Source organism: Halorubellus litoreus (genome assembly GCF_037081675.1).
Taxonomy (GTDB): Archaea; Halobacteriota; Halobacteria; order Halobacteriales; family Natrialbaceae; genus Halorubellus; species Halorubellus litoreus.
Map to the genome: position 1 here is coordinate 366,417 of NZ_JAZAQL010000002.1, position 25,596 is coordinate 392,012.

At 68.6% G+C, this 25,596-nt stretch carries 26 protein-coding genes; 13 read left to right on the plus strand and 13 right to left on the minus strand.

Going from position 1 to position 25,596, the window contains the following annotated elements; all coding sequences use genetic code 11:
* Nucleotides 1–131: 131 nt before the first annotated feature.
* Nucleotides 132–818, plus strand: coding sequence for a protein sorting system archaetidylserine decarboxylase (locus VYJ16_RS09060; RefSeq protein WP_336349989.1), 687 nt, complete (start codon nucleotides 132–134; stop codon nucleotides 816–818).
* Between the two features lie 228 nt (nucleotides 819–1,046).
* On the opposite strand, the gene VYJ16_RS09065 is transcribed toward VYJ16_RS09060, so the two are convergent.
* The gene (locus tag VYJ16_RS09065; RefSeq protein ID WP_336349990.1) at nucleotides 1,047–3,269 is read right to left on the minus strand and encodes an AAA family ATPase; all 2,223 of its coding nucleotides are present in this window, start codon (nucleotides 3,267–3,269) and stop codon (nucleotides 1,047–1,049) included.
* Between the two features lie 119 nt (nucleotides 3,270–3,388).
* Here VYJ16_RS09065 and VYJ16_RS09070 point away from each other — a divergent pair, with 119 nt between their 5' ends.
* Complete coding sequence (locus VYJ16_RS09070; protein WP_264475520.1) at nucleotides 3,389–3,523, plus strand: DUF7128 family protein; 135 nt, start codon at nucleotides 3,389–3,391, stop codon at nucleotides 3,521–3,523.
* A 27-nt stretch (nucleotides 3,524–3,550) separates the two neighbouring features.
* On the opposite strand, the gene VYJ16_RS09075 is transcribed toward VYJ16_RS09070, so the two are convergent.
* From VYJ16_RS09075 to VYJ16_RS09085, 3 genes are all read right to left on the minus strand, one after another.
* A complete protein-coding gene (locus tag VYJ16_RS09075; protein WP_336349991.1) occupies nucleotides 3,551–3,802 on the minus strand; it encodes a DUF7508 domain-containing protein in 252 nt (83 codons plus the stop codon).
* The gene (locus VYJ16_RS09080) at nucleotides 3,802–4,221 is read right to left on the minus strand and encodes a DUF5796 family protein (protein ID WP_336349992.1); all 420 of its coding nucleotides are present in this window, start codon (nucleotides 4,219–4,221) and stop codon (nucleotides 3,802–3,804) included. The genes VYJ16_RS09075 and VYJ16_RS09080 overlap by 1 nt, the downstream gene beginning before the upstream one ends.
* Before the next feature lie 100 nt (nucleotides 4,222–4,321).
* Nucleotides 4,322–6,604 (minus strand): DHH family phosphoesterase, encoded by a 2,283-nt coding sequence (locus VYJ16_RS09085; protein ID WP_336349993.1) that lies wholly within the window; start codon nucleotides 6,602–6,604, stop codon nucleotides 4,322–4,324.
* Nucleotides 6,605–6,806: 202 nt separating this feature from the next.
* Between VYJ16_RS09085 and VYJ16_RS09090 the strand changes: the two genes are divergently transcribed.
* The 3 genes from VYJ16_RS09090 to VYJ16_RS09100 all read left to right on the plus strand — a co-directional run bounded on the left by VYJ16_RS09090 (nucleotide 6,807) and on the right by VYJ16_RS09100 (nucleotide 9,449).
* Complete coding sequence (locus VYJ16_RS09090; protein WP_336349994.1) at nucleotides 6,807–7,544, plus strand: metal-dependent hydrolase; 738 nt, start codon at nucleotides 6,807–6,809, stop codon at nucleotides 7,542–7,544.
* A 184-nt stretch (nucleotides 7,545–7,728) separates the two neighbouring features.
* Nucleotides 7,729–8,316 carry a hypothetical protein gene (locus tag VYJ16_RS09095; RefSeq protein WP_336349995.1) on the plus strand — a complete coding sequence of 196 codons (588 nt, stop codon included), beginning with the start codon at nucleotides 7,729–7,731 and terminating at the stop codon, nucleotides 8,314–8,316.
* 323 nt (nucleotides 8,317–8,639) lie between these two features.
* Nucleotides 8,640–9,449, plus strand: coding sequence for a hypothetical protein (locus tag VYJ16_RS09100; protein ID WP_336349996.1), 810 nt, complete (start codon nucleotides 8,640–8,642; stop codon nucleotides 9,447–9,449).
* 279 nt (nucleotides 9,450–9,728) lie between these two features.
* On the opposite strand, the gene cutA is transcribed toward VYJ16_RS09100, so the two are convergent.
* Together cutA and VYJ16_RS09110 are read right to left on the minus strand one after the other, a co-directional pair.
* On the minus strand, nucleotides 9,729–10,061 hold the full coding sequence (cutA, locus tag VYJ16_RS09105) for a divalent-cation tolerance protein CutA (protein WP_336349997.1): 333 nt from the start codon (nucleotides 10,059–10,061) through the stop codon (nucleotides 9,729–9,731).
* Nucleotides 10,062–10,128: 67 nt separating this feature from the next.
* Nucleotides 10,129–10,317 (minus strand): HEWD family protein, encoded by a 189-nt coding sequence (locus VYJ16_RS09110; RefSeq protein ID WP_336349998.1) that lies wholly within the window; start codon nucleotides 10,315–10,317, stop codon nucleotides 10,129–10,131.
* A gap of 185 nt (nucleotides 10,318–10,502) precedes the next feature.
* Between VYJ16_RS09110 and VYJ16_RS09115 the strand changes: the two genes are divergently transcribed.
* Complete coding sequence (locus VYJ16_RS09115) at nucleotides 10,503–10,697, plus strand: hypothetical protein (RefSeq protein ID WP_336349999.1); 195 nt, start codon at nucleotides 10,503–10,505, stop codon at nucleotides 10,695–10,697.
* A gap of 69 nt (nucleotides 10,698–10,766) precedes the next feature.
* On the opposite strand, the gene VYJ16_RS09120 is transcribed toward VYJ16_RS09115, so the two are convergent.
* Nucleotides 10,767–12,314, minus strand: a complete 1,548-nt coding sequence (locus tag VYJ16_RS09120; RefSeq protein ID WP_336350000.1) for a phosphoenolpyruvate carboxykinase (ATP) — start codon at nucleotides 12,312–12,314, stop codon at nucleotides 10,767–10,769.
* Between the two features lie 196 nt (nucleotides 12,315–12,510).
* Here VYJ16_RS09120 and VYJ16_RS09125 point away from each other — a divergent pair, with 196 nt between their 5' ends.
* The gene (locus VYJ16_RS09125) at nucleotides 12,511–12,861 is read left to right on the plus strand and encodes an EthD family reductase (RefSeq protein WP_379762515.1); all 351 of its coding nucleotides are present in this window, start codon (nucleotides 12,511–12,513) and stop codon (nucleotides 12,859–12,861) included.
* On the plus strand, nucleotides 12,858–14,558 hold the full coding sequence (locus VYJ16_RS09130) for a thiamine pyrophosphate-binding protein (RefSeq protein ID WP_336350002.1): 1,701 nt from the start codon (nucleotides 12,858–12,860) through the stop codon (nucleotides 14,556–14,558). Before VYJ16_RS09125 ends, VYJ16_RS09130 begins: the two co-directional genes overlap by 4 nt.
* Nucleotides 14,559–14,592: 34 nt before the next feature.
* Here the strand turns inward: VYJ16_RS09130 and VYJ16_RS09135 are convergent, their stop codons facing one another.
* Nucleotides 14,593–14,883 (minus strand): hypothetical protein, encoded by a 291-nt coding sequence (locus VYJ16_RS09135; RefSeq protein WP_336350003.1) that lies wholly within the window; start codon nucleotides 14,881–14,883, stop codon nucleotides 14,593–14,595.
* Nucleotides 14,884–15,007: 124 nt separating this feature from the next.
* Here VYJ16_RS09135 and VYJ16_RS09140 point away from each other — a divergent pair, with 124 nt between their 5' ends.
* Nucleotides 15,008–15,979, plus strand: a complete 972-nt coding sequence (locus tag VYJ16_RS09140) for an NAD-dependent epimerase/dehydratase family protein (RefSeq protein WP_336350004.1) — start codon at nucleotides 15,008–15,010, stop codon at nucleotides 15,977–15,979.
* 86 nt (nucleotides 15,980–16,065) lie between these two features.
* Nucleotides 16,066–18,939: a disk-shape morphogenesis protein volactin gene (locus VYJ16_RS09145; RefSeq protein WP_336350005.1), complete on the plus strand. Its 2,874-nt coding sequence runs from the start codon at nucleotides 16,066–16,068 to the stop codon at nucleotides 18,937–18,939.
* A gap of 113 nt (nucleotides 18,940–19,052) precedes the next feature.
* Here the strand turns inward: VYJ16_RS09145 and VYJ16_RS09150 are convergent, their stop codons facing one another.
* The 5 genes from VYJ16_RS09150 to VYJ16_RS09170 form a co-directional block, all read right to left on the minus strand.
* On the minus strand, nucleotides 19,053–19,169 hold the full coding sequence (locus VYJ16_RS09150; protein WP_336350006.1) for a rubrerythrin-like domain-containing protein: 117 nt from the start codon (nucleotides 19,167–19,169) through the stop codon (nucleotides 19,053–19,055).
* A 134-nt stretch (nucleotides 19,170–19,303) separates the two neighbouring features.
* Nucleotides 19,304–19,945, minus strand: coding sequence for an HD domain-containing protein (locus VYJ16_RS09155; RefSeq protein WP_336350007.1), 642 nt, complete (start codon nucleotides 19,943–19,945; stop codon nucleotides 19,304–19,306).
* Complete coding sequence (locus tag VYJ16_RS09160) at nucleotides 19,945–20,676, minus strand: EthD domain-containing protein (RefSeq protein WP_336350008.1); 732 nt, start codon at nucleotides 20,674–20,676, stop codon at nucleotides 19,945–19,947. Before VYJ16_RS09160 ends, VYJ16_RS09155 begins: the two co-directional genes overlap by 1 nt.
* A gap of 77 nt (nucleotides 20,677–20,753) precedes the next feature.
* On the minus strand, nucleotides 20,754–20,927 hold the full coding sequence (locus VYJ16_RS09165; protein ID WP_336350009.1) for a hypothetical protein: 174 nt from the start codon (nucleotides 20,925–20,927) through the stop codon (nucleotides 20,754–20,756).
* A 204-nt stretch (nucleotides 20,928–21,131) separates the two neighbouring features.
* Nucleotides 21,132–22,424, minus strand: coding sequence for a phenylacetate--CoA ligase family protein (locus tag VYJ16_RS09170; RefSeq protein ID WP_336350010.1), 1,293 nt, complete (start codon nucleotides 22,422–22,424; stop codon nucleotides 21,132–21,134).
* A 123-nt stretch (nucleotides 22,425–22,547) separates the two neighbouring features.
* Here VYJ16_RS09170 and VYJ16_RS09175 point away from each other — a divergent pair, with 123 nt between their 5' ends.
* From VYJ16_RS09175 to VYJ16_RS09185, 3 genes are all read left to right on the plus strand, one after another.
* Nucleotides 22,548–24,152, plus strand: coding sequence for a DUF3179 domain-containing (seleno)protein (locus VYJ16_RS09175; protein ID WP_336350011.1), 1,605 nt, complete (start codon nucleotides 22,548–22,550; stop codon nucleotides 24,150–24,152).
* Nucleotides 24,149–24,634, plus strand: a complete 486-nt coding sequence (locus VYJ16_RS09180; protein WP_336350012.1) for a VOC family protein — start codon at nucleotides 24,149–24,151, stop codon at nucleotides 24,632–24,634. Before VYJ16_RS09175 ends, VYJ16_RS09180 begins: the two co-directional genes overlap by 4 nt.
* Before the next feature lie 100 nt (nucleotides 24,635–24,734).
* Nucleotides 24,735–25,580 (plus strand): aldo/keto reductase, encoded by an 846-nt coding sequence (locus VYJ16_RS09185; RefSeq protein ID WP_336350013.1) that lies wholly within the window; start codon nucleotides 24,735–24,737, stop codon nucleotides 25,578–25,580.
* Nucleotides 25,581–25,596 lie beyond the last annotated feature (16 nt).

Below are 25,596 nucleotides of genomic sequence, written 5' to 3' on the forward strand. Positions count from 1 at the left end.
ACTACTCGCTACCACTGGAAACCAGTGTCCTTCACCCGAATCCTCAAACACCACGTGCCGCGTCGAGCCGCGGCCCACCTCCAACCAGTGAGACCGAAACGCCTTCCCGCACGCCGTTCCCGAATCCGAGTATGCGACTCGCGCCTGGCGCCTGGGACTACGCCGCCGTACCCGCAATCCTCGCGCTCCTCGCCCTCGTCGTGTTCCCGCCAGCCAGTCTCGTCGCGCTCGCGCTCGCCGGGTTCGTCCTCCTGTTCTTCCGGGACCCCGAGCGCGTCCCCGCCGAGGGCGTGGCGCGCGACGCCGCGGTCGCCGCCGCCGACGGCAAAGTCTCCGTCGTCCGCACCGAGACCGACGACGCGGGCCGAGAGCGCGTGCGCGTCGGCGTGTTCATGAACGTCACCGATGTCCACGTCAACCGCGCGCCGCTCCCCGGCACCGTCGACGCCGTCGAGCACGTCCCCGGCGGGCACGTGCCGGCGTTCGCGAAGTCCGCCGAACGCAACGAACGCCTGCACGTCGACGTCGTCAAACCAGACACCGTCGGCGACGGCGAGCGCGCGGGCGAGTACCGCATCACGCAGATCGCGGGCACCGTCGCGCGCCGCTGCTACAGCTACGTCGACGCCGGCGACGAACTCGACGCCGGCGAGCGGTTCGGCCACATCGCGTTCAGTTCGCGCGTCGACGTCCTCCTCCCGCCACGATTCTCGCTCGACGACGTCCTCGTCGACGAAGGCGACCGTAGCGTCGCCGGCCGCACCCTCCTCGCCCGCGACCCCGCCGCGAGAGATGCCGACGGCGACGACCCACAGTAGCGATTCCACTCGGCACTCCACCACCACTCCCGCCAGCGAACCCACAACGCCGTCGCTGTCGAGCGTAGAATCGACGGGGTAGGCCAGGCGGGTCTCGTAGCGTTGCGTGTCAAATGCACGCGGGCAGTTCACCGACTGGCCGTGCCGTCTTCCTACAGTCGAGGACGTCGATACAAGAGGGCTCCGGTCGGCGCTTGCGCGTGAGCACTCGGCGCACGCCGCCCCGGTTCAGTGGTCGAGGCGTTCCCGCGCCGCCTCGAAGTGCGCCACCGTGATCTCGAGTTCGTCGCCCATCTCGTTGGCCTCCTCGGGCGACCGCCCCTCGGCGATCTCGCGGATGGCGCGCATCGACGCGTCCCGGACGAGCGCGTCCAGTTCCGCGCCCGAGTACCCCTCGAGGTCCGCGGCGAGCGCGTCCAGGTCAACGTTCTCGGCGAGCGGCCGGCCCTTCGCGACCACCTTCAGAATCTCGCGGCGGCCCGCCTCGTCGGGCTCGGGCACCTCGATGTGCGTGTCCAGACGGCCTGGGCGGAGGAGCGCGCGGTCGATGGCCTCCTTGCGGTTCGTCGCCGCGACCACGACGAGGTTCGGGTTGTCCGCGAGCCCGTCGAGTTCGGTGAGGAGCTGGGAGACGACGCGGTCCGTGACGTCGTCGCCGCCACCGCCACCGCCGCCTTCGCGGGACTTCGCGACCGAATCGATCTCGTCGAGGAAGACGATGGAGGGCGCGGCCTGGCGGGCGCGATGGAAGAGCTCGCGCACCGCCTTCTCGGATTCTCCAACGTAGCGGTCCAGCAACTCGGGGCCTTTCACCTCGATGAAGTTCACGCCGCTCTCCCCGGCGAGCGCGCGAGCGAGCAGCGTCTTCCCCGTCCCCGGCGGCCCGTACAGGAGGACTCCGGAGGGCGGGCTGGTGTTCGCCGCCTCGAACAGCGGCCCGTAGGAGAGCGGCCACTCCACCGCCTCCTCCAGGGTCTGCTTGGCCGTCGACAGCCCGCCGACGTCCTCGAAGGTGACGCTCGGCTGCTCGGCGACGTACTCGCGCATCGCGGACGGCTCCACCTCCGCCATCGCCCCGTCGAAGTTCACGCGCGCGACGCTCGGGTCGTCGCTCCACGCCTTCCGCGCCTCGCCCTCCGCCGGCCGGTTCCGGATGGCGTGCATCGCCGCCTCGCTCACGAGCACGTCCAGGTCCGCGCCCACGAACCCGTGCGTCCGCGACGCCAACGTGTCCAGGTCCACGTCGTCCGCGAGCGGCATCCCGCGCGTGTGGACGTCCAGTATCTCCCGGCGGCCCTTCTCGCTCGGCACGCCGATCTCGATCTCGCGGTCGAACCGACCACCCCTGCGTAGCGCGGGGTCGATGTCGTCCACGCGATTCGTCGCGCCGATGACGACCACGTCACCGCGCGACTCCAGGCCGTCCATCAGACTGAGGAGTTGCGCGACGACGCGGTTCTCGACGTCGCCGTCGTCGTCGCGCTTCCCCGCCACCGAATCGATCTCGTCGAAGAAGATTATCGACGGGGCCGTCTCGCGAGCCGTCTCGAACACCTCGCGGACGCGCTCCTCGCTCTCGCCCTTGTACTTCGACATGATCTCCGGGCCGGAGACCGTGTGGAAGTCCGCGCTCACCTCGTTCGCCACCGCCTTCGCGATGAGCGTCTTCCCCGTCCCCGGCGGTCCATAGAGGAGCACGCCACGCGGCGGGTCGATGTTCAGCTTCTGGAACAACTCCGGCTCGCTGAGCGGGAGCTCTATCATCTCCCGCACGCGCTCCAACTCCTCCTCGAGGCCGCCGATGTCCTCGTAGGTCACGCCCGACTGCTCCTCGTCTGCGCCGTCGCTCTCGCCGCTCGCGGCGCCTTCGCCGCTCGACGCCCCGGCGTCCGCGCCGCCCTCCGGGTCGTTCGCGCCCGGGGTCGGGTCGCTCTCCGCGTCGAACACCTCGTTCCGGACGTTCACGTTCGTGTGGCCCTCGACGCGAACGGGGCCGCCCGGGACGGTCTCGACGACGTGGAACGGCGACTGACTGATGCGCTCCAGTCGCACGTGCTCGCCGACGGAGACCGGCCGGCCGTCGAGGTCCCGGCGGACCGCGCGCTCGACGACCCCGGACGGCACCGACCCCATCGCGCTCGGCGGGGCGAGCGTCACCGACTGCGCGTCCGATATCTCGCGCGCGGTCACCGTCACGAGGTCGCCGACCTTCGCGCCGGCGTTCGTCCGCGTGTCCGCGTCGATGCGGATGGTGCCCTCGTCCTGGTCCGCGTCCGCCGGCCAGAACTTCGCCGCCGTCACGTGCGACCCCTCGATGACGACCGTGTCACCGCTCAGGATACCGAGCTCTCGACGCGCTGCCTCCGAGAGCCGCGCCACGCCGCGGCCGGCGTCGCGCTTCTCCGCCGCCCGCACCGTCAACGTCACGCCGTCGTCGCCGTCCGTACTCATACGGCTTTTTTCTCGCCTCGATGACTTGAATCGCTCGGGACGAACGACTGATTCGGTCGAGGAGATGTTGCGGTTCGTGCGGGACAAACGACTTGTCGGAGGGCGTCGTCGCCCTATGTATGGTCAGCGAGACAGAGCGCGACGGCGAGACGTGGTACGAGTGCGACGCCTGCGGCCTCATGTTCGACGACCAGGGCGACGCGAACGCGCACGAGGCCAACTGCGACGCCGAAGACCCCTCCTACATACAGTAGCTCGCGTCGGCGCCAGCGCGACGGCGGTCAGTCCGCGCGCTCGCGGTGCTCCGCGGCCAGCTCCTCGGCCTGCTCGCGAGTCTGCGCGGTCTTCCACCGTACCTGCGTCGCACCCCGCGGCCCGTACGACAGCGCGTCCTTCAACTCGTCTGGCAGCACGCCCCAGTCCACCTCGAGAACCACGCCGTCGTCGTCGCCGAGCTCGTACACGCCGAGTCTATCCGGCGCAGCCCCGACCGCCGACCGGTCGAGCGCACGCCACTGCTTTCGGAGCGGCATCAGACGATCTCGTACGCGTGCTCGCTCATCTCGTCCTCCGCGAACACGAACACGCGCCCTCGGGCAGTCTCGGGGTCCGCCTCCACCTCGACCGCGTACGCCTCCGCGCGCACCGTCACGCCCGGGAACAACTCCTCCTCCTCGTCGTTCTCCAGCATCACGCGACCCACGCCCGTGTCCTTCAGGATGTCCTCCGCGGTGTTCCGGTCGTTCACGTACATCAGGACGCCCTCCGTCTCCGTCGGGTCCGTCACGAGCACCTGCGTCAACTTCCCCGGCGGTGCCCGCACCGACCCCTCCGCCCGCTCCGGCGGCCCGTGATAGAACACCGTGCGCCCATCGAGGTACTCGACGACCACGCCGTCCTCCGTGAGTTCCACGCCGAGCGTCGACGGCGCGACGTCAGCTCGAAAAGTCATACTGGAAGATACGACGCTCGCACCCAAAAACCACTCCGTTTCGCGACGCCGACGTCGCGGTCGCCGCGACCCACTGGCGCGAGTTCGAACGCGACCCGCGTCAGGCGGGCTTGTACGTCTTCGCGATGGCGGAGACGACCGCGTTCAGGACCGCGTCGCGCTCGCCAGCGAGGTACTCGAGGTGGCCTTCGCGACCACCGACGACCTCGATACCGGCTTCGGGCGCCGCACCCTGGGCTTGCTCGGCGACCCGGCGGACGTCCAGGGACTCCTGCGACCGAAGCCGCATGTCGTCGCGACCCATCCCGACCGTGACGACCGGTTCGTCGTACTCGTCGCGGAGCGCGCGATGGAGTTCGTCGACGAGCAGCGCCTCCGGCGGGAAGTCGAACCGATGCGAGAACGCGTCCGTGTCGACGACCGCGAACGTCACGCCTTCGGCGGTCCGCTCCGTGAGGTTCCGGCGCGCCGTCTCGACCTCCTTCTCCATCTTCTCGCGGAACTGGTCGCTCACGTGTCCCGAGAGGCCCTCGCGGCGACCGAACAGGAGGTCGTCCACGAGCTCGCGCTTGTCCTTGTAGGACTGATAGAACGCCTCCAGCGCGATCGCCTGCCGGAGTTCCGTGACGTCCGTGACGTCGTAGTCCGCGTCGCGCGCCAGGTCCACGTACCCTTCGGGGGTGTCCTCCCAGTAGCTCACCGCGGGGAGGTGCGCGAGGTCCTCGCGGACGCTCTCGTTCACGTGCGCCGCGACGTTCGCCGCGAGCGCGGTCGTCGTCACCGCGTCGTCCACGCCCGCCGTGTGCGGGTTCACGTACGCCGCGAGCCCGTCGAGCACGCCCTCGTCGGGCGTCGTCGCGTCGACCGCGACGCGCTCCACGTCGTAGACGTCGAGGAACTCGTAGCCCTCCTCGGACTCCGCGGTTGAGCCGGCGTCCGCGAGGACGACGAGCGGGAACTGCTCGCCGTGACGCTCGCGGTCGGAGAGCATCTCGGTGACGTCGTCGGTCGCTGCATCCATCCCGTAGAACGGGTCGTCGAGCGGCCGGCGCTCGAAGAAGTGGTACTCGGCGTCGTCGCGCGCGTGCTCCTCGCGGACGAGCGGGAGGACGGCGCGCTCGATGGCCGCACCGGCAGCGTAGCCGTCCGCCGTCGCCGTGTGTCGAACGACGACCGGTCGCCCGGTGAACACGGCCTGCCGGATGGTCGCCGCGACGTCACGGATCTCCTCGCCGACCGCCGCGACGGACTCGTGGTCCGCGAGCAGGTCGACCTCGCCCGGGTCCGCCTCCGCGGCGAGCGCGTCCTCGAGGCGCGTGCGGACCGCGTCCGCCTCGTCGCCCTCGAGCACGTCGAGGACTTCCGTCTCGATCTGGAGGTCGCCGTTGTGGCGTTCGACCTCGCCGTCGATGCGGACCACGTCGTCCACCTCGACGTCGGGGTACGCGCGGACGCCGGCGGACTCGAACGCCGCCGCCTCGATGACGTCGGTCTCGTCGCGGAGCTCGAACACGGTCGGGCCCGACGTCTGCCGGATGCTCACGACCTCGCCTTCGACGCGGACGACCTGCCCGACGTCGTCGGCGACGTCCTCGAGCGTCGTCCGCGACAGCTCCTCGCTCGCGGCGTCGTCGGAATCGTCGTCGTCGGCCGCGACTGCGTCGTCGGAATCGTCGTCGTCGGCCGCGACTGCGTCGTCGGAATCGTCGTCATCCTCGTGCTCGCTCTCGTCACCCTCGTCGTCCGCGGCAGCGGATGCGTCGACTGCGTCGTCGTTCTCGGCTTCGTCCGCGCTCGGTGCGTCGGCCTCCGAGGTGGGCGCTGCGCCCGCGTCAGGGTCCGCGTCGGTCGTCGGCTGGTCGTCGTTCTCGGCTTCGCCCGCGCTCGGCGCGTCGGACTCGTCGGTCGGTTCCGGCTCGGCGTCCGCCGTGGAGGGCGTGCGCGTCTCGGTGTTCCCCGAGCGCGACGCACCCTCAGAAGGGCGTTCGTCGTCCTCGTCGTCAGCGTCGGGGAGTTCGTCCCCCTGGGGCGTCTGCACGAGGTGACCGCGGAACTCGCGCTTGCGCTGCCGGATCGACCAGCCGAGGTCGACGTTCCCGTTGTCGCGAACGTCCGTGACCTGCACGTACACGGTGTCGCCGGGCTCCCAGTCGAGGGAGTCCAGTCGTCGGTCGAGCTCGCTCCGATGGAGGAGTCCGGTGACGTGGTCGCCGATATCGACGAACACGCCGAACTCGGCGTAGCCGTCGACGGTGCCTTCGTAGTAGCGTCCGGGCGTGAGCTGTTCGGGGTTGCTGCCTTCGAACTCGAAGACGGCGTCTTCCTCGTGACTCGAACAGATGTGCCCGTCCACGGGCGTACCGCAGATGATACAGTTACCCATTTGCTCTGGTAGAAGGAACCCGGCCTAAAACTGTTGTCGAAAACCGCTCGCGGTCCACGAACCCCCGTCGGGCGGTGTCGAGGCCTCGCGCGCGCTTCGTTCCCCGAGCCGTAGACCGCCCGACGGAACGGGAATTGCTCGGTCGACGGTAGTTCCTCGTCGCGAACCTTTACGGAACGTGCAGGCGTATCTCGGGACGACCATGGAAATCACCTGGTACGGTCACTCCACGTTCGGCGTCGAACTCGGCGAGACCAGCCTCCTCATCGACCCGTTCTTCGACAACCCGAAGACCGACACCGACCCGGAGGAACTCGACCCGGATTACGTCCTCCTCACGCACGGGCACGCGGACCACATCGGGGACGTCGACCGGTACAGAGGAGCGAAGCTCGTCGCGACCCCGGAGGTCGTCGAGTACTGCCGCGACGAGTTCGGCGACTACGAAGCCGTCGGCGGCATGGGGATGAACATCGGCGGGACCGTCGAGTGCGGTGACGCGTACGTCACGATGCATCGCGCGGACCACACGAACGGAATGGAGACTGGCTACGGGACGAGCGGCGGGATGCCCGCCGGGTTCGTCGTCTCGGACACGAAGCCGACGCAGGTGAGCGACGAGGAGACGGTGTCGTTCTATCACGCGGGCGACACGGGGTTGATGACGGAGATGCGCGACGTCATCGGGCCGTTCCTCGAACCGGACGTCGCCGCGGTCCCCATCGGCGACCACTTCACGATGGGCCCGTGGCAGGCCGCCATCGCCGTGGACTGGCTCGACGTCGACCACGCCATCCCCATCCACTACGACACGTTCCCGCCCATCGAGCAGGACCCCGAGGACTTCGTGAAGGAGGTGAAGGCGACTGGGAGCGGCGCCGAGGTGCAGGTGCTCGCAGGCGACGAGTCGTTCGACCTCAGCGAGAACCTGATGGACTGACCGACGCGGTTCTGTGTCGGTCGTGACAGCGCTCTCGCACGTGAACCCGGTCCCACGAGAACGAGGTCTCACGTGAACACACCCCCACGGGAACGCGTCCCCACGGGAGCGCGTGGCGAAGCCCTCCGTCGACGAAACCCTTAATTACTGGGGGCTATTGAGAAGGTGAAAACGGTGATTCTCTATGGAGCTACATGTGGACGATACGGCGGCCCAGAACGAAGCGATAAGCACCCACACCGGTCGGTCCTTCCGGCCGCTGGACCCGGCGCCCGAGCAGATCGCACTCGAAGACCTCGCGCACGGACTGTCTAACGTCTGCCGCGGCGCGGGCCAGACCGCGTTCTTCTATTCGGTCGCGCTGCACTCCATCCACGTCACCGAGGAGCTGAAGCGCGCCGGCGAGAGCGAGCAGGTCCAGTTCTACGGGCTCCTGCACGACGCCGCCGAAGCGTACGTCACGGACGTCCCCAGTCCCCTGAAGCGCCACCTCCCGGGGTACCGCGAGATCGAGGACGACATCCAGGACGCCGTCTGGGCGGCGTTCGACGTCTCCCCGCCGACGGACGAGCAGTACCGCGCCGTCAAACGGGCGGACCGCGCGCTCGGCCAGTACGAACTCCCCGAACTCTTCCCCCAGCAGACCTGGGAGGGCGAACGCCCCGACCTCGACTACGACCTCCGCGCCGACGCCCGCTTCGACGTTCCCGCCCGTTTCGAGGCGATGGCGCACGACCTCGCCGCCCGCGTCGACGCCAGCGTCCCGAACTGAGCATCAGCTTGACGGGTACGGATGCTGCTTGACGTGGCACCTCATCGCTGGCACATACCACCTGAGTGCTTAGACACCTGAACAAAACCAACATATAACTATAATAAATTTTAATGGGGGTATTGTCGGCTACCATGGTTGCGCGATAGGTACAAATCCCATAACTATCTGGAATTCTGCATTTTATAAACTGACAGAGCTGCAGATCTTTCTCTCCTTCTCTATTAGTCTGTTACGGCAGAATGATACAACCTGTAATGATATATAATTAATATTTTAAGTTCGTAATATAAATATATAATGTGGTTTTTAGAGTAAGTGCAATGGCAAATCGGCGAAAGTTCATTTCGTCCGCTGGCGCATTGGCTGCACTTGGAACGACAGGTATTGCAGCGGCAACCAAAAGACCTGACGAACTAACTGCAGAAGAAGTCAGTGAAGCATTCCAGGATGGAGTGGTGAACAATGGTGCGGCTGGTGCCCGAAAAAATTGGGAAGAGCTTGGGCTGAATCCAGTCGTTGAAGAATCACAAGATTTTGAGATCCATGACAATACCGGGTTACACACGACAGCAGGCCCCGATGAGGGTTCCGAAGTTAGTCCGCAGTACAAATACGGTGATCCAAAAAATACAGACTCGAAACTCATCTCAGGTGTAAGCGATGCAGGAGATGGGAAAGTGTGGATGTCCGTAGCGATGAAACTCACCGATCCTCAGCGATCGTGGGGTAATGCTTCCTGGGTTAAGGACGGCATTGGCATTGGTTACATCGCAAAGGACTGGGCACCCATAGGCGAACCTGTCGTGAATGCGACTGAGCCCCACTCAGCGAGGTTCAGGTCTGAGGACGTTTCACAAGACGCACGCGCAGGGACGGTGAATATAAAAAACCCCGGTGGTGATGATCTCTATCCGGATGCAAGTGCTAATATAACCGCGAAATTTGAACTCCGGCCTGATAAAATACCAACTACACTCTGGGGATCTTACTCCCATACGAAAGCACTTTCGCCAGGATCTAATATAAAATCCGTAACGGGTGGTGCTGGTGGTATCGAACTCAATCTGGATTTGGGTGCCTCAACAGCTTGGAGTATCGCTTATCCTTCAGACCCTTCAGACTTTGTCTGAACTAGATTCGAATAAAGTTACAATAGACAATTCCAATACCTTTGGTATGGACCCAAATCATAATTCACAACTGAACGCGAATCTACAAGCGATACGAACCGCAATCGTCGGTGTAGCGCTGGGAGTAGTTACTGCTGCCCTTATCGTCCATAATGAATCCTTGGCATTCCCGTTGCTCATCGTGACGTGTCTTGTTTCGGGGTACGCGTTCGTCCCGACGCTCCGGGCCTGAAGTCCTCGATTCCGAGGATTCACGCTTCAATGTGAGCGTAGACGCCGTCACTTCGTCGCGTGCGCGACCCAGTCGCCGTACGCGTCCAGCATTCCAGATTCGTCGAACCGTTCGATGCACGGGACGTCGTAGGGGTGGAGTTCGGCGACGCGTGCTTCGAGTTCGTCGTACCGGTCGTCGGTGGTCTTCGCGAGCAGTATCACTTCGTCGTCGCGCTGGATGGCGTCCTCGCCGTCGGCACTGCCTTCCTCGGCGTCGGTCCAGCGGTACGTCGACCGGCAATCGAGCTGGTTCACGCACGCGGCGAGGCGTTCCTCGACGAGCGCGGTCGCGAGGTCGCCCGCGGCCTCTGGCGGTGCGGTGACGTACGCGGTCGGCATCGCTACGCGAACACCTTCGCTGGTGCGCGGTCGGTCGCCAGCGTCGTGCGGTCGCTCGCCGGCATCGTCACTCGATGGGGCGGAACGACCCGTCGATGTCCCACTCGTGCACGCAGTGGACGTCGCCGACCGCGTCGGCGTCCACGTCCTCGTCGTCGTCGGTGGGGACGCGCCAGGTGTCGTGGTCGTCGTCCCAGACCTCCACGCGCCCGCAGCGCTCGCACTCTCGCTCCTCGGGCTTCCGTAACTTGGCCATGCTCGCTCGTCGTCGCCGCGTGAACTTGAACGTTCACCGTCGCGGCGAATCTCGTCGACGCGACTCGCCAGGTCTCCGCGGGGTCGGTTCGCGGGGAAGTCCCGCACCGGGAAAACGCTGATGTCCGTACGGAAACACGTCTGGCGTATGGGTAGTCACTGGTCCCCCATGGAGGTGCGTCACTGATGCCCGGTGCAGGGAAGTCCGACTCGCGAGCGCTCCAGGTCGTCGGCGCACTCGTCGCGGTCGTCGCTCTCGCTGGCGCCGCGTTCGGCGGCTGGAGCTTCGACGGCCTCGCCGACGGCCCCCTCCCGTTCGCCATCGCCGTCGTCGCCGTGACGCTCGCGCTCGGCGCGTCGCTGTACGCGAGATACGGCTGAGGCGGTGCTGCGGGAACGAGCGAACGACCGGTGAGAAAGAGCCGCTCGTGGCGGTAGCCGCGGCCGCGGTCAGTAGACGGCGTCGAGGACGTCGTCGTCGAGCTCGGGGAACTCGGCGAGGTACTCGCGGCGTTCCTCGCGGAGTTCGGCGGCCGCCTGCTCGTAGTCGTCGACGTGGTCGGGGACGCAGTACTCGTCGACGTCGATACCGGGGACGTGACTGGGGACGGTCATGCCGGTTCGGTCGTCCTCGCGCCACTGGACGCTGCCGCGCGCGATCTCGCGGAGGATGGTGACGGACTCGCGGACGCCGACGTCCTGCGGGTCGTCGTTCGTGCCGACGCAGCCCGTGTTGAGGACGTAGCACTCCACGTCGAGGTCGCGAACGAGTTCGCGGAACCGGTTCCCCTCCTCGCCCTTCGACCCCATGATGAAGGGGTTCGTGCCGACGACGCGGATGGCTTCGCCCGCGGCGTCCGGGTCGCCCGCGCTCGTTTGGATGGACTCGCCGAGCATGAACGCGGCCGCGGCCGCGGCCTCGTCGAGCTTCGCGACCGGCGGCATCAGCGGGTTGCGCGTGATGAAGAACACCTGGTCGACGCCGCCGAGGTCGACGTCCTCGGCCGCGCTCGCGAGGTGCTCGCGCTTCACGACCGCGCGCGAGTTCGTCGTGTACCGGTCCTCCTCGAAGTGCACGGTGCCGTCGTCGTCGACGGCGGCGTTCTCGAGGACCGCGGACTCGTGGGTCGCCGCGTCGTACAGCGCCTCCTGTTCGTCGCGGTCCAGGCCGATGGTCTTGATGTAGAGCCCGGCGCCTTCGCTACCGGCGACCTCGCCGTCGGGCGTGAGCGCACAGACGTCGTCCTGGAGCATCGTCGCGGACTCGCCGTCGGTCTCGTCGAGCCAGAGGCCGTGCGCGGTCAGCGTCGACTTCCCGGTCGCCGACAGCCCGAGGAACACCTGTCCCTTCGTCTGGAGGTCGCCCGCGTCGTCGCGCACCGTCACGCGCTTCGAGCCGGCGTGCAGGCCGAGGCCGCCCTTCCGTTTCGCGTCCCACATGAACAGGCGGAGGAAGCTCTTCTTCGCCTCGCCCGTGTAGTCGCTCCCCACGACCGCGGTCACGCCCTCCTCGGCGAGCACGCGGATGGCGACCTCGTCGGCCTCGGGCACCTGCACCGTCACGTAGTCCGGCTCGACCGTCTCGCCGTCGGGGACGTCGACTGGCTCGAAGAGCTTCCCCCACGCGAGCGCGATGCGGCCGTACTCGCGTGGCACGAACAGCCGACAGATGGACGAGGCGTCCTCGTGACGGCCCATCCGACGGTCGAGGCACACCCACTCGCCGTCGCCGATGCGGTCGACCGCGTCGGCGACGACGCGGTAGTCCGCGGGCGAGAAGTCGTCGTCGACCGTGGTCTTCGTCTGTGCGGCACTCCGCGACCGGTACTCGCTCACGTAACTCGGCGAGCCGTACTCGGTCGTCGTCTCGAGGTGGGAGGAGGCCTCGCGGAGCGCGTCGAGCGACGGGTTGTACGTCACGTTCGGCGCCGACCGCGGGTCCGGCAGGTCCGACCGTCGCGTGACGGTCGCAGGGTGTTCTATCCCCATGTCTGACATCGTGATTGATTAGATTGCGTAATGCTGTATAAATATGCTGGAAGTATCGAGCTGTTAGGCAGTGGCTTCGCGCGTCGAAACCGTTTTGGGTCCCCGTAAGGTCCCGAACGCTCCGAATCGAGCGACGGGAACGTCGGCGACCGTCACCTGTAAGTCACGCCTCTGCGTCAGTCAGCGCATGATTAAGCTGGTGAACATGCTCGTCCGCGCGGACGACCTGACCCACGAGGAGTTCGTCGAGTACTGGTACGAGGAGCACGTCCCGCTCGCGGAGGACCTGCCGCACGCGAAGAAGTACGCGACGAGCGTCCCGACCGACCCCGAGCGCAGCGAGTACGACGGCGTCGTCGAGCTCTACTTCGAGGACATGGGCGACCTGAAGGCGGCGTTCGAGTCCGAGGTCGGCCGCGAGGTCCAGGCGGACCTCGAGCACTTCGCGAAGCCCGACGAGGGCCCGACGCTGTACGTCGAGGAGACCGTCCAGTTCGACGCGACCGACGAGACGGAGAGCGACGACGGAGTCGATTCGGAGGGCGACGCGGCATGAACACGGCCGAACGCGTCGTCGAGACCCTGGACGCGCTCGACGTCGAGTACGTCTTCGGGTATCCGGGCGGGCGCGTCATCGAGCTCTTCGAGACGATCGCGCACGGCGACAGCGACGTCGAGGTGGTGCGGCCACGGGACGAACGCGAGGCGAGTCAGATGGCGGAAGCATACGGCCGGATGACGAGTACGCCCGCCGTACTCGCCGGCCAGGGCCCCTGGATCGGGAGTCTCGGGAACATGGGCCAGATGGAGGCGCGGCTCGCGTCGTCGCCGCTCGTGACGCTCACGGAGGCGTCCGAGCGCGGTGACTATTCGACACTCGCTCCCTACCAGCAGTCCCGCGGCGACTACGGCGGGCTGTCGCTCCCGAAGATCCTCGACGGCGTCACGAAGGAGTGGTGGTTCCCGCGGAGCGCGACCGAGACGGTTCGCTCCGTCCAGCTCGCGTTCAAGCACGCGACCGCCGGCCGGCCCGGGCCGACGGCGGTCATCCTGGACGGGGACGCGGTGAGCGACGAGTTCCCGGAGGACGCGACGCCGCCGGTGTGGGACGACCAGCGCCAGGTCCAGAACTGGCAGAGCCAGCCGACGGACCGCGACGTCGCCGCCGCCGTCGAGCACCTCGAAGCCGCCGAGAAGCCCGTCATCATCGCGGGGAACGGCGTGCACGCCGCCGGCGCGTACAAGGAACTGGAGGCGGTCGCGGACGCGTACGACGCCGTCGTCGCGACCTCGTACCTCGGGAAGTCCACCATCGCGGAGACGGACGACCGCGCGGCGGGCGTCATCGGGTCGTTCGGCCACGAGGGCGCGAACCAGGTCGTGAGCGAGGCCGACACGTTGCTCGTCGTCGGCTGTCGGATGAACCCGATGGACACGAACTGGCAGGCCGCGTCGTTCATCCGCCCGGACGAGCAGACCATCATCCACGCGGACATCGACACGCGGAACGCGGGCTGGGTGTACCCCGCCGACGTCGGGCTCATCGGCGACGCCGCCGAATCGCTGCGCGCGCTCGCCGCGACCGGTGACGGCGAGAGCGGCGACGACGGGAACTGGGCGCTCGACCGCGCCGCGGAAGCGCGCGAGGACTTCGCGGTCGACAAGTGCGAGAGCGACAGCGTCCCCATCAAGCCCCATCGCGCGTGCAAGGCCATCGAGCAGGTGGTCGACGAGAACACGGTCGTCACCGCGGACTCCGGGAACAACCGCTTCTGGCTCCTGAACTACCTCCAGACGGACTCGACGCAGTCGTACTACGGGTCCGGTGGCGTCGGCGGGATGGGGTGGGCTCAGCCCGCCGCCGTCACCGCCGCGCTCCTCGGGAAGGACGCCATCGCGGTCGCCGGCGACGGCGGGTTCACGATGACGATGACCGCCGTCGAGACCGCGGTCGACCACGGCGTCGCGCCGACGTTCGTCGTCCTGAACGACACGAGCCTCGGGATGGTCCGCCAGATGGACGACCAGATCCCCGGCGTCGAGTTCCACGACACCGACTTCGTGAAGGTCGCCGAGGGAATGGGTGCGCGCGGCGTCCGCGTCACCGACCCCGACGACCTCGTGCCCGCGCTCGAGAACGCGAAGGCGAGCGACGAGCCGACCGTCGTCGACGTCCGCATCGACCGCGACGAGGACATGGCCGACCAGCTCGCGTCCTCGTTCTACGACGAGGTCGGCGGCCTCCACGAGTAACGCGGGATTCGACCCGCGCGCTATCCTGGAAGCGTCAGAACGGCAGTAGTGACCGAACGATCCAGTACGGTCCCTCGAGGAGTCCTTTCATGATGGTGAGTGCGCTCATCATCGGTTCGGTCGCGGGCTCGAGGTGTGCGTAATCGTCGGGGTCGACGCGAACGAGTTCGCCCGTGCTCGCGCGCTCTCCTGCGTCGTCCGTGACGCGCAGGCAGACGAGTTCGTTCTGGGGGCGTCCGACGATGCGGTAGATTCCCTCCGGGATGCTCGCGTCCGCGTCCGCTCGCACGAAGTCGCCGACGGCGACGGAGGCCTGCGTTATCATACCCGCTCGTACTCCCGTGAGGGGGATAACGGTTCGTGACGACGCCGAACGGCGACCCGGACTCGCGGCGTCGGGGCTGCCGAGTGTGCAACCTTTTTCGCGTCGGTGCGAGAATTGCCGGACGATGAGCGACAACACAGTCCTCGTAACCGGTGGCACGGGCTTCATCGGGTCCTACGTTGCAAAGGACCTCGTCGAGCACGGGCACGACGTGGTCGCGTACGACCTGTCGACGGACGAGCGCATACTCGAGAAGGTCGGCGTAGCCGACGAGGTCGAGACGCGACGCGGCGACGTCACGGACTCGACGGACGTCGTGAACGCGGTCGCGGAGACCGGGACGACGCACATCGTCCACCTCGCCGCCCTGTTGACGAACACCGCCGAGGAGAACCCGCGCGCCGCCCTCAAGGTGAACGTCGAAGGCACCTCGAACATCTTCGAGGCCGCGCGCACGCTCGACGACCAGGTCGAGCGCGTCGCGTGGGCGTCGAGCGCAGCGATCTACGCGCCACCCAAGCACTACGACGACGGCACCGACTGGTGGGTGACCGAGGACGACCTCACCTATCCCGATACGCTCTACGGCGCGACGAAGGAGTACAACGAGCATCAGGCCCGCGTGTACCGCGAGGAGTACGGCGTGAGCGACGTCGCGCTCCGCCCGACGGTCGCGTACGGCCCGTACCGCGAGACTGGCGGGTCGGCGTTCCTCGCGAACATCGTCGAGAAGCCCGCGCTCGGCGAGCCGTTCGAGGTCGACTACGGCACCGAGGAGATCGACTGGCAGCACGTCGCCGACATCGCGCAAGCGTTCCGCCTCGGCGCGTTCGCCGACGAGGACGACCTCACGCAGCGCGTCTACAACGTCCGCGGCGAACTCGCGAGCGTCCGCGAGGCCGCCGAAACGGTCGAATCCATCATGCCAGACGCGGACATCACGGTGAACGACGACGGCGAACTCCCCTGGACCCAGCGCCTCGACATGACCGCCGCCCAGGAGGACCTCGGGTACGACCCCGAGTACGACCTCGAGACCGGGTTCCGGGACTACATCAACGTCCTCCGGCAGGAGAACGGCCTCGACCCCGTCTGAGACGTAGCTCGACGTATTCTAGAATCCTGCTTTGGCGGTCGTCCGGCAGGGGAACGCCTTAGACGACCGGCACTGAATCGCGTGCCATGGCTACGGGTTTCGACATCGGTACGCGTGGGTTCAGGGTGGCGCGCGGCGACCCCGAGGCGCCGGCGGTCTCGGAGACGTCGCCGCTCTATCTGGAGATCGACGACGCGGACTTCGCGGAGACGGACCTGTCGAAGTCGGCGCTGACGACGGTGCGCGTCGGGGACGCGACGTACGTGGTGGGGCCGGACGCGACGCGCGCGGCGGCCGCGGTCGGCGGGACGCCGGAGCGCCTCCTGGAGCACGGCGTGCTCGCGGACCGCGAGGGCGTCGCGGACGTGTTCGCGGCGCTCGCGTCGGACTTCCTCGGCGACCCCGAGGACGGCGCCGAGGACGACGCTGACGGGGGCGACGGGGACGCGCGTCTCGCGTACTCCGTCCCGGGCTCGACCGTGGACGCGTCGCTGCCGACGGCGGCCCACCGGGAGACGGTCCGGCGCGTCCTCGCGGACCTCGGGTACGAGCCGACGCCGATAGCGAGCGGGTTCGCGGTCGTGTACGACGCGCTCGCGGACGCGAACCTCACCGGGGTCGGCGTCGCGGTGGAGGCGGAGTCGACGACGGTCGCGCTCGTCTACTACGGCGTGCCGGTGCTCGCGTTCTCGGTCGCGAAGGGCGGGGACTGGGTCGCCGAGCAGGCGGCGTCCGCGACCGGCGAGCCGGTCGACCAGGTGCGGGGCGTGCAGGCGCGGACGACCATCGAATCGAGCGGTGGCGGTGACGCGGTCGAGGACGCGCTCGCGAGAGGGTACGACGCGCTCGTCGGTGACGTGGTCGCGGCGACGGTCGAGGAGGCGACGGAGGGCGACGTCCGCGAGGGCGTGTCCGTCCCGGTCGTGGTCGGCGGGGAGGCGGCGGTCCCGGGCGTGGAGGTGCTCGCGGCGGGGCGGTTCGACGAGTGCGCGCTCGACCTCCGGGTGACCGAAGCCCAGCTGGTCGACGACCCGGCGGTCAGCGTCGCGCGTGGCGCGCTCGCCGCGGCGGCGGACGACGTGGACGCGTTCGAGGACGTCACGTGGGGCGCCGACGGCGGGTTCCGCGGGAGCGGCGGCATCGCGGCGGCGACGACCGACGACGCGCCCGAGGACGACGCGGAGGACTCGTCGACGCGCGAGACGGACCGCGACCCGGAGCCGGTCCCGGAGTCGTCGGCGACGGACTCGGACGGGACGGCCACGGCGGCGGCGGACGACGCCGCCATCACGAAGCTCTTCGATCGGCTCGCGAACCGCGACGCGGAGATCGCGGACCTCACGGACCGACTGGACGACGTCGCGGACCGACTCGCCGAGATCCAGGCGGACATGGCGACCGGCGAACGCGTCGACACCGTCGAAGACGACGTGGCGTCGGTCGCGGGCGAGGTCGACCGCGTGGACGAAGACGTCGAACGCGTCGAGGACGCGGTCGACCGGGTGAACGAGGACGTGGACCGCGTGGAAGACGAGGTCGAGGAGACCCAGGTCGGCGTCGCGGACCTCCAGGGCGAGCTGTCGGCGCTCGACGACCGGCTCGCGGACGTCGGGGACGCGCTCGACGACCTGGAGGCGCGACTCGCGGCGGACGTCTCGGACCTGGAGGCGGACGTGGACGGCGTCGACGACGACGTCGCAGCGCTCGGTGACGACGTCGCGGCGCTCGACGACGACGTGACGCGCGTCGACGAGGAGATCGACGCGCTCGACTCGACGGTGTCGACGCTCGACGGCGAGGTCGACGCGCTCGATGCCCGCGCGGCGGACGCGGAGACGGTGGCGTCGCTCGCTGCGGACGTCGAGTCGACGCGCGACGCGGTGGACGCGGACCTGGAGGCGCTCGGCGAGGACCTGCACGCGGTCGAGAACGCGCTCGACGAACTGGACGCCACCGTCGAATCCGTCGCTGGCGACGTCGCAGCGGTCGACGACCGCGCTGGCTCGCTCGCCAGCACGACCGAGCGTCTCGACGACCGTCTTGCCGAGCACGAAGAGCGCGTGGACGACGTCGCCGACCGCACGGAATCGGTCGCGGACCGCACCGACGCGGTCACCGACCGTGTGGCGGGCCTCTCGGAGCGCCTCGACGACCGGGCAGACGACCTGTCGTCGCGGGTCGACGCGGTCGATTCGACGGTCGAGGACGTCCAGTCGACGGTCGAGGACGTCGACGACCGCGTGGTCGCGCTCGACGACCGGATGGGCGGCGTGACCGACGACGTCGACGCCGTCGAGACGGACGTCGCTGGCGTCGCGGAGCGAGTGGACGTGGTCGAGGGCGACGTCGAGACCGTGTCGGACGACGTCGCGAGCGTCCGCGCGGACCTGGACGCGCTCGCGGACCGCGTGGCGGAGGTGGACGCGCTCGGGGCGGCGGACGTCGACGCGGCCGATGCGGACGCGCTCGCCGCGGTCCGCGCTCGGCTCGACGACGTCGAGTCCGAGGTCGCGTCGCTGGCCGCGGACGTCGAGGACGCGACTGCGAAGGCGGCAGATGCGGAGACGGCCGCGGACGAGGCGGACGAAGCGGCGGCGAACGCGGCGTCGACTGCGAGCGAGGCGGCGGAGGCGGCCACGGCTGCGAGCGAGGACGCGACCGCGGCCCGGGAGACCGCGAGCGAGGCGACCGACGGCGTCGAGTCCGTCCGGTCGCGGGTCGACGCGCTCGCGGCGGACGCGGCGACGACGGCGGACGTCGAGGCGCTCGCGGACCGCGTCGACGCGCTGGAGGACGAGGAACCCGGCGTCGGGGTGACGTCGGCGGTCGCGGGCGCGGTCGGTGGCGGTGGTGTCGGCGCGGGCGCGCTCGGACTGGCGCTCGGCGAGGCCGCGCTCGGCGCTGGCGCGCTCGTCGTCGGTGCGCTCGTGCTCGCCGCGGTCTGGGCGCGCGAACGCTGACGAGCGCGACGCTGGGGTCGGCCGGGACTCGGGGGACGTGGTCGACTCGCAGAAGGGGCAGGGCGTTCGGCCGCCACCCACCCAGGGTCACGGCGACTGTGCGGCTGTCGTTCTCAGCGCGGGAGTGCGGCGTTCTCCATGTCGCCGCCGCACTTGCTGCATGTTCGTTCGACGTGCGGTGTCTGGCGGCCGCACGCTGTGCACTCGTACCGAGACATCACCTGTGTCATGTGGTAACAATTGACGCGGCTCGTGATAAGGGTTGTGGGGCTATCGAGTCTCGAAACGCGAGTACCGAAACCGCCCGTCGGCGACGTCCTCAATGCGCGTCGCTCCCGATGGGCGATGCCGAGGACGAGCGGCGCTAGTTCTGGGTCTGACTGTACTCCGCGACCCACTCCTTGAGCGTGATGCCCATCGCGGCGTCCGTGATGGCGTTCGACGACGCCGAGTTCGCGGACTTCACGAGCTCCGCCTCCAGCGTGCGCGTCGGCACCTCGCCGAGGAAGTGCGGGATGGCGCGCTGCACGCTGATCGGTGCGCCGACCTCGTGCGCGAGCGCGTACCCCGATATCGAGTGCGGGACCTCCTCGGTCGCGTAGTGCTCGCGGTCCGGGTCCACGAGCAACTCGGCGTCGACGTGGTCGACGTACTCGTAGCACTTCCCGACGTCGTGCAGCAGGCACGCCGCGACGACGACGTCGACGTCGACGTCCGCGCCGTGGAACTCGCGCTGGACGCGCGCCGACTCGAGCGCGACCTTCGTCACGCCGCGAACGTGCTCGACGTTCGTGACCTCGTGGATGTTCCACGCGTAGGGGATGTCGTAGACGTCCTGCCAGCCGCCGCGCTCCAGGCCGAGCGTCCACGCCTCCACGACCTGCTCGCGCAGCGTCTCGTCGTCGATCTCCGAAAGCTCGGGGAACGCCTCGCGGACCTGCGCCGCGTACTCCGGGTCCGTGGCGTCGTCGCCTGCGCCATCGTCGCTCGCGGCGTCGTCCGCCATCAGTACCCCTCGGCGTCGACCTCGTCCTTCTGCACGACCTCTCGGCCGATGAACCGCGGGCGCTTCTCGACCGCGAGGAAGTTGTCCACGTCCTCGCGCGCCGCCGCCGCGACCTCCCGGGTCGGGTCGTAGTCGCGACTCCCTTCGCTCCCGAGGGCCTCGTGGAGGTCCTCGATGGTCTCGAAGTAGAGCTCGGCGACGCCGTCGAACTCCGCGTTCTCCGGGTCCGTCGGATACACGGTCTGATAGCGGACGACGCCCTCGATGTCCTTCGCGAGCGGCGAATGCTCGTTCTCCCAGTAGTCACGGAACTCCTCGTGGGTCATGCCGTCCTTCCGGACGAGGAACGCCGAGTGCTTGTAGAGCCCGTCCGTGTCGCCGTCGACCTCGTCCTTCCAGACCTTCTCCTCGCCGATGAACCGCGGTCGCTCGTCGATAGCGAGAAAGTTGTTCACGTCCTCGCGCGCCGCCGCCGCGACCTCCCGCGTCGGGTCGTAGTCGCGACTCCCTTCGCTCCCGAGTGCCTCGTGGAGGTCGTCGAGCGTCTCGAAGTAGAGCTCGGCGAGCCCGTCGAACTCGCTGTTCTCGGGGTCGTTCGGGTACACGGTATGGTAGCGGACGACGCCCTCGATGTCCTTCGCGAGCGGCGAATGCTCGTTCTTCCAGTACTCGGTGAACTCCTCGTGCGTCATGTCGTCCTTCCGGACCAGGCAGGCGACGTGCTTGTACATACGTTCGAGTCGACGCCCGGCGAGCCGATAAAATGAGGGGAAGCGGCGCGCTCGCGGTCCCGCAATCGCGTGTCGCGTTATCGCATGGCGTCGAGCGAGTAGACGGTATCGGACATGATCCAGGCGTCGTCCTCGTCGGGTTCCTCGATGGAGATCGCGTAGAACGAGTCGCGGCCGTCGTCGACCGTGATGTGGTAGCCCTCGCTCGTGAGCGCGGGGCCGGCGACGGGAGCGGTTTCGGGTAGATTCACACCATCGTTCAGGGAGGCGCACGCATAACGACCACGATTTCGCTCGCACGTGCCCTGAAGGCACCATTGAGGAACGTCTGAGTGTTCGCAGCCTGGTGGTTCCTGGGCGGTCGGAGCCCGGTGGTCTCTGCGCGTTCGTACCGGACGAGTAACACGTCTCGGAGGGTTCTTGCGAGCGGCAGCGAGCGGGAGTAGGTGAGAGCGCTAGCTCTCACGGTGGTCGTGGACGCGTTTGACCTTCCCGACCTCGGTTCGGTCGATGGTGTCGGGTGGGACGACGTCGACCTCGTCGGGCGTGAGGCCGAGGACGTCGCTCAGTCGGTCGGTGACGTCGTTCGCGAGCGCGTTCCGGCCGGGGGCGGCGAGGTTCCGGGCGGGGTCGACCTCGACGGTCACCTCGATGGTGTCGAGGCGCTTCTGGCGGTCGACGTCGATGCGGTACTGGGGGGCGAGCGCGTCGAACTCGAGGAGGACGTGCTCTATCTCGGTCGGGTAGACGTTGACGCCGCGGACGACGAGGAGGTCGTCGCTCCGGCCGACGACCCGTATCCGCGAGTGGGTGCGGCCACACTCGCAGGTGTCGGTGACCCGTTCGACGACGTCCCCGGTCCGGTACCGGAGGACGGGGACGGCTTCCTTCTGGAGGCCGGTGAGGACGAGTTCCCCGCGGGTGCCGTCGGGGACGCGCTCGCCGGTGTCGGGGTCGACTACCTCGACGAGGAAGTGGTCCTCCCAGACGTGCATGCCGTCGCGAGCGGCCGCGCACTCGGTGGCGACCCCGGGGCCGTAGAGCTCGGTGAGGCCGTAGTTCTCGGTGACGACCGCGTCGAACGCCTCGGCGATCTCCTCGCGCATCGCTTCGGTGGATGCTTCGGCACCGACGGGGACGTACGTGATGGGGAGGTCGCGGGGGTCGCCGCCGCGGTCGCGGACGTGGTCGGCGAGGTAGAGCGCGTAACTCGGCATGCAGACGAACCCCGATACCTCGAGGTCTCGGATGAGGTCGACCTGTCGGCTCGTGTTCCCGCCGCCCGCGGGGACGACGCACGCGTCGAGCGCCTCGATGGCGTCGTGCCAGCCCAGGCCGCCCGTGAAGAGGCCGTACCCGCACGCGTTCTGGACGGTGTCACCGGGCCGGCACCCGGCGGCGTACAGCGAGCGCGAGCCGAGTTCGCGCCACTTCCGGAGGTCGCCCTCGGTGTACGCGACGACCTTCGGTTTCCCGGTGGTGCCCGAGGACGCGTGCACGCGCCGCAGGTCCTCGCGTGGGACCGCGAACAGCCCGTCGGGATACGTGTCGCGGAAGTCCGCCTTCGTGGTGAACGCGAGGTCCGGGAGCGTCTCGTGAGTGAGGTCGCCGGGTTCGAGGTCGGCGTCCGCGAACCGCTCGCGGTAGAGCGCGACGTCGCTCGCGCGCTCGCCGGCGCGCTTGAGGTGCTCGCGCTGGCGGTCCCGGAGCCGCTCGCGCGACAGCGTCTCCACGTCGTGATACGTCATACCAACACGAGCGAGTGCGGCGGGCAAAAACGTTGCCCGCGACCGACGTCGTGATGGCAGGAATCGAGGCAGCCCGCCCCCTGGACGCCAACTGTTAACCGCTCGCACGGAGAAGCGCGACGCATGCCGACCGACCCACCGACTGGCGACGCCGCCGGCGGCACCACCGGCGGCGACGACGCCGGTGCAACCGCCGACGACACCGACCACGGTGCCGGCGAGCGCGCGGACGCGGCCGTCCTCCAGGACCTCCTCGACGACCTCCTCGTGCAGGACGTCGACCGCCACGAGCGCGCGCTCGCCGAACTCGCCGACATCGGCGACGAGCGCGTCGTCGCGCACCTCGTCGACGCCGCCACGCTCCACGCGGTCGCGAGCGACTGGGAGAACCTCGGATTCCCCGAGGTGTTCAGGGACCGCGACCCGCCGTACGCGTTCCAGCACCCCGAGACGCGATTCCCGGGCGTCGTCGACGCGCTCTGCGCGATAGCCGACCCCGACTTCGACCAGCCCGGCGTCGCGTGGCTCCAGTGGGAGTCCTGGTACACCCAGACAGACCCCGAAACCCTAGAGGGCTACGTCGACTGGAAGGTCCGGTTCTACCGCACCTACCACCCGACCGTCGGCCACCTGCTGGACGCCGACCCGAAGCACCCCGACTTCGACGGCGTCCGCTGGGGGAGCACGGACCCGACCGTCCTCCATCCCCTGAACTACCCCGCGTGGACGACCGACGACGCGCACCTCGAGCCCGACGACGACGTCTACGGGTTCCGCGTCGACGGCGACGCGTACGCCGTCCCGCGCTACCTCCTCTTCCCCCACGAGTTCGCGAACTTCGACCTCGGCGGCGAACGCCTCGCGCTCAGCTACTGCACGATGTGTAACTCGCCCGTGCTCTACGACGCCACGGTCGAGAACGGGAGCGTGGGGGGCCCCCGCCAGTTCGCCTCGACGGGCTGTCTCTGGAACGGGAACAAACTGATGTACGACGAGGAGACGCTGACGCTCTGGAACCAGCAGACGGGGACGCCGGTCGCCGGCCCGGACTACGAGCGCCACCGCGACCGCCGGGACGCCGACGAGGACGGCATCGCCCTCGACTTCCGCCCGGTCACGCAGACGACGTGGCGCGACTGGCGCGACGACCACCCCGAGAGCGCGACGCTCGCACCCGACACCGGCTACGACCTCGACTACGCGTTCTACCGGGACTACGACGGCTTCGTGAAGCGTCACTACTGGGAGAACGACGACGTCTTCCACCCCGGCGTGCGCGCCGAATCGAGCGCGCTCGACGACCGCACGTACGTCTACGGCGTCGACGCCGCCGACGGCCTGCACGCGTACCCCGTCGACGCGGTCCACGAGGGCTGGCCGGTCGCGGACGAGGTCGACGGCCGGCGCGTGGTCGCGCTCCCGTTCGACGGCGACGTCGCCGTGTACGAGGCGCCCGACGCTCCCCTGTCCCGGGACGACGTCGGCGACGGCAACGGCTGGGGTGGCGAGACAGTGCTCGTCGACGGCGAGGGACGCCGGTGGACGCCGACGCACGACGCGCTCGTTCCCGAAGGCGGCCGGGACGACGAAGGTGCGTCGATCCGCGACCGCGTGCTCGGCCGCCACGGCCTCTGGCTCGCGTTCCGACCGCACTACGACACCGTCCACGTCGCCGGTACCGACTCGCCTGCACCGCCAGCGAGCGACGATGAGGTGGGCGACCGATGACTCACGGCACCCCCATCCGCGTCGAACATACCGGTATCGCCGTGGCGGACTTCGACGCCGCCGAGAGCGTCCTGCAGGTGCTCGGCGCGCGGAAGTACGTCGACGACACCGGCCCCGACGACGGGTTCCGGTGGGCAGGATACGTCATCGGTGACGCGAGCCGCCTCGAGCTCGTCACGCCGCTCAGCGACGACAACTTCATCCAGACGTTCCTCGACCGGCACGGCCCCGGCCTCCACCACGTCACGTTCGAGGTCGCGGACATGGACGCTGTCATCGACGCCTGCGAAGCGAACGACCTCGCCGTCGTCGACCGCGCCGAGTACGACACCTACGAGGAGGCGTTCCTGTCGCCAGCGAACCCGACGGGCGTCCTCTTCCAGTTCATGCGGTACCGCGACGGCTACGCCGAGAAGTACGACAGCCCCGACACGTACGTGAACGGGATGCCCGTCCGCGAGGCGTTCGCCGACGAGGACTGACGGGCTCGGGGCGTTCACGCGGCTGCGTTCCCGCGAGCGCTCCGCGCCAGCGTTCGCCGCCACGCCAACCGTTAGGTGGCCCGCGAGCGACGCCTCCCACATGACCACACCGTCCGTCTCGCTTCCGAGCGGGGACGCGCTCCCGCTCGTCGGCCAGGGCACGTACAAGCTCGAAGGCGACGCCGTCCGCGACCCCGTCCACGCGGCGCTCGACGCCGGCTACGACCACGTCGACACCGCGGAGGGCTACATGAACGAGGACGCGCTCGGCGACGCACTCGCCGCGAGCGACGTCGCCCCCGACGACTGCTTCCTCACGTCGAAGGTCCTCCCGAAGAACCTCGCGTACGAGAGCGTCATCCAATCGTGCGAGGCGACGCTCGACGCCCTCGGAACCGACTACCTCGACCTCTACCTCGTGCACTGGCCGAACCCCGCCATCTCGATGCGCGAGACCCTCGACGCCATGGCGACGCTGCACGACCGCGGGCTCGTCCGGAACGTCGGCGTCTCGAACTTCTCCACGTACCAGCTCGGCGTCGCCCTCCACATCTCGGACGTCCCCATCGCCGTCAACCAGATCGAGCACCACCCCTACCTCCAGCGGCCCGACCTCGTCGAGTACTGTCAGGACAACGACATCGTCGTCGAAGCCGCCGCCCCCGTCGCGAGAGGCAGCGTCCTCGACGACGACGTCATCGTCGACATCGCGGCCAAGCACGGGAAGACGCCCGCGCAGGTCGTCCTCCGGTGGGCGGTCGAGAAGGACGTGGTTGTCCTCCCGAAGTCCAGCAACCCGGAGCACATCCGCGAGAACCGCGACGTCTTCGACTTCGAACTCGACGCCGAAGACCGCGAGCGTATCGACGCCCTCGACCGCGACCAGGCCGAATACGACGACCGCAAGCGCGACTGGAGCCGGGACACGTTCGGCATCGCGAAGTGACGGCGCGCTCGCCGTC

Excerpts from the sequence above, each read along its gene's own strand:
- VYJ16_RS09110 (WP_336349998.1), bottom strand. The coding sequence starts at position 10,317 with ATGGCCAAGTTACGGAAGCCCGAGGAGCGAGAGTGCGAGCGCTGCGGG.
- VYJ16_RS09100 (WP_336349996.1), top strand. The coding sequence starts at position 8,640 with ATGGCAAATCGGCGAAAGTTCATTTCGTCCGCTGGCGCATTGGCTGCA.
- VYJ16_RS09155 (WP_336350007.1), bottom strand. The coding sequence starts at position 19,945 with ATGGCGGACGACGCCGCGAGCGACGATGGCGCAGGCGACGACGCCACG.
- VYJ16_RS09090 (WP_336349994.1), top strand. The coding sequence starts at position 6,807 with ATGGAAATCACCTGGTACGGTCACTCCACGTTCGGCGTCGAACTCGGC.
- VYJ16_RS09130 (WP_336350002.1), top strand. The coding sequence starts at position 12,858 with ATGAACACGGCCGAACGCGTCGTCGAGACCCTGGACGCGCTCGACGTC.
- VYJ16_RS09175 (WP_336350011.1), top strand. The coding sequence starts at position 22,548 with ATGCCGACCGACCCACCGACTGGCGACGCCGCCGGCGGCACCACCGGC.
- VYJ16_RS09115 (WP_336349999.1), top strand. The coding sequence starts at position 10,503 with ATGCCCGGTGCAGGGAAGTCCGACTCGCGAGCGCTCCAGGTCGTCGGC.
- VYJ16_RS09085 (WP_336349993.1), bottom strand. The coding sequence starts at position 6,604 with ATGGGTAACTGTATCATCTGCGGTACGCCCGTGGACGGGCACATCTGT.
- VYJ16_RS09180 (WP_336350012.1), top strand. The coding sequence starts at position 24,149 with ATGACTCACGGCACCCCCATCCGCGTCGAACATACCGGTATCGCCGTG.
- VYJ16_RS09185 (WP_336350013.1), top strand. The coding sequence starts at position 24,735 with ATGACCACACCGTCCGTCTCGCTTCCGAGCGGGGACGCGCTCCCGCTC.
- VYJ16_RS09075 (WP_336349991.1), bottom strand. The coding sequence starts at position 3,802 with ATGCCGCTCCGAAAGCAGTGGCGTGCGCTCGACCGGTCGGCGGTCGGG.
- VYJ16_RS09135 (WP_336350003.1), bottom strand. The coding sequence starts at position 14,883 with ATGATAACGCAGGCCTCCGTCGCCGTCGGCGACTTCGTGCGAGCGGAC.
- VYJ16_RS09080 (WP_336349992.1), bottom strand. The coding sequence starts at position 4,221 with ATGACTTTTCGAGCTGACGTCGCGCCGTCGACGCTCGGCGTGGAACTC.
- VYJ16_RS09060 (WP_336349989.1), top strand. The coding sequence starts at position 132 with ATGCGACTCGCGCCTGGCGCCTGGGACTACGCCGCCGTACCCGCAATC.
- VYJ16_RS09160 (WP_336350008.1), bottom strand. The coding sequence starts at position 20,676 with ATGTACAAGCACGTCGCCTGCCTGGTCCGGAAGGACGACATGACGCAC.
- VYJ16_RS09150 (WP_336350006.1), bottom strand. The coding sequence starts at position 19,169 with ATGACACAGGTGATGTCTCGGTACGAGTGCACAGCGTGCGGCCGCCAG.
- VYJ16_RS09170 (WP_336350010.1), bottom strand. The coding sequence starts at position 22,424 with ATGACGTATCACGACGTGGAGACGCTGTCGCGCGAGCGGCTCCGGGAC.
- VYJ16_RS09120 (WP_336350000.1), bottom strand. The coding sequence starts at position 12,314 with ATGTCAGACATGGGGATAGAACACCCTGCGACCGTCACGCGACGGTCG.
- VYJ16_RS09140 (WP_336350004.1), top strand. The coding sequence starts at position 15,008 with ATGAGCGACAACACAGTCCTCGTAACCGGTGGCACGGGCTTCATCGGG.
- VYJ16_RS09125 (WP_379762515.1), top strand. The coding sequence starts at position 12,511 with ATGCTCGTCCGCGCGGACGACCTGACCCACGAGGAGTTCGTCGAGTAC.
- cutA (WP_336349997.1), bottom strand. The coding sequence starts at position 10,061 with ATGCCGACCGCGTACGTCACCGCACCGCCAGAGGCCGCGGGCGACCTC.
- VYJ16_RS09095 (WP_336349995.1), top strand. The coding sequence starts at position 7,729 with ATGGAGCTACATGTGGACGATACGGCGGCCCAGAACGAAGCGATAAGC.
- VYJ16_RS09145 (WP_336350005.1), top strand. The coding sequence starts at position 16,066 with ATGGCTACGGGTTTCGACATCGGTACGCGTGGGTTCAGGGTGGCGCGC.
- VYJ16_RS09070 (WP_264475520.1), top strand. The coding sequence starts at position 3,389 with ATGGTCAGCGAGACAGAGCGCGACGGCGAGACGTGGTACGAGTGCGAC.
- VYJ16_RS09065 (WP_336349990.1), bottom strand. The coding sequence starts at position 3,269 with ATGAGTACGGACGGCGACGACGGCGTGACGTTGACGGTGCGGGCGGCG.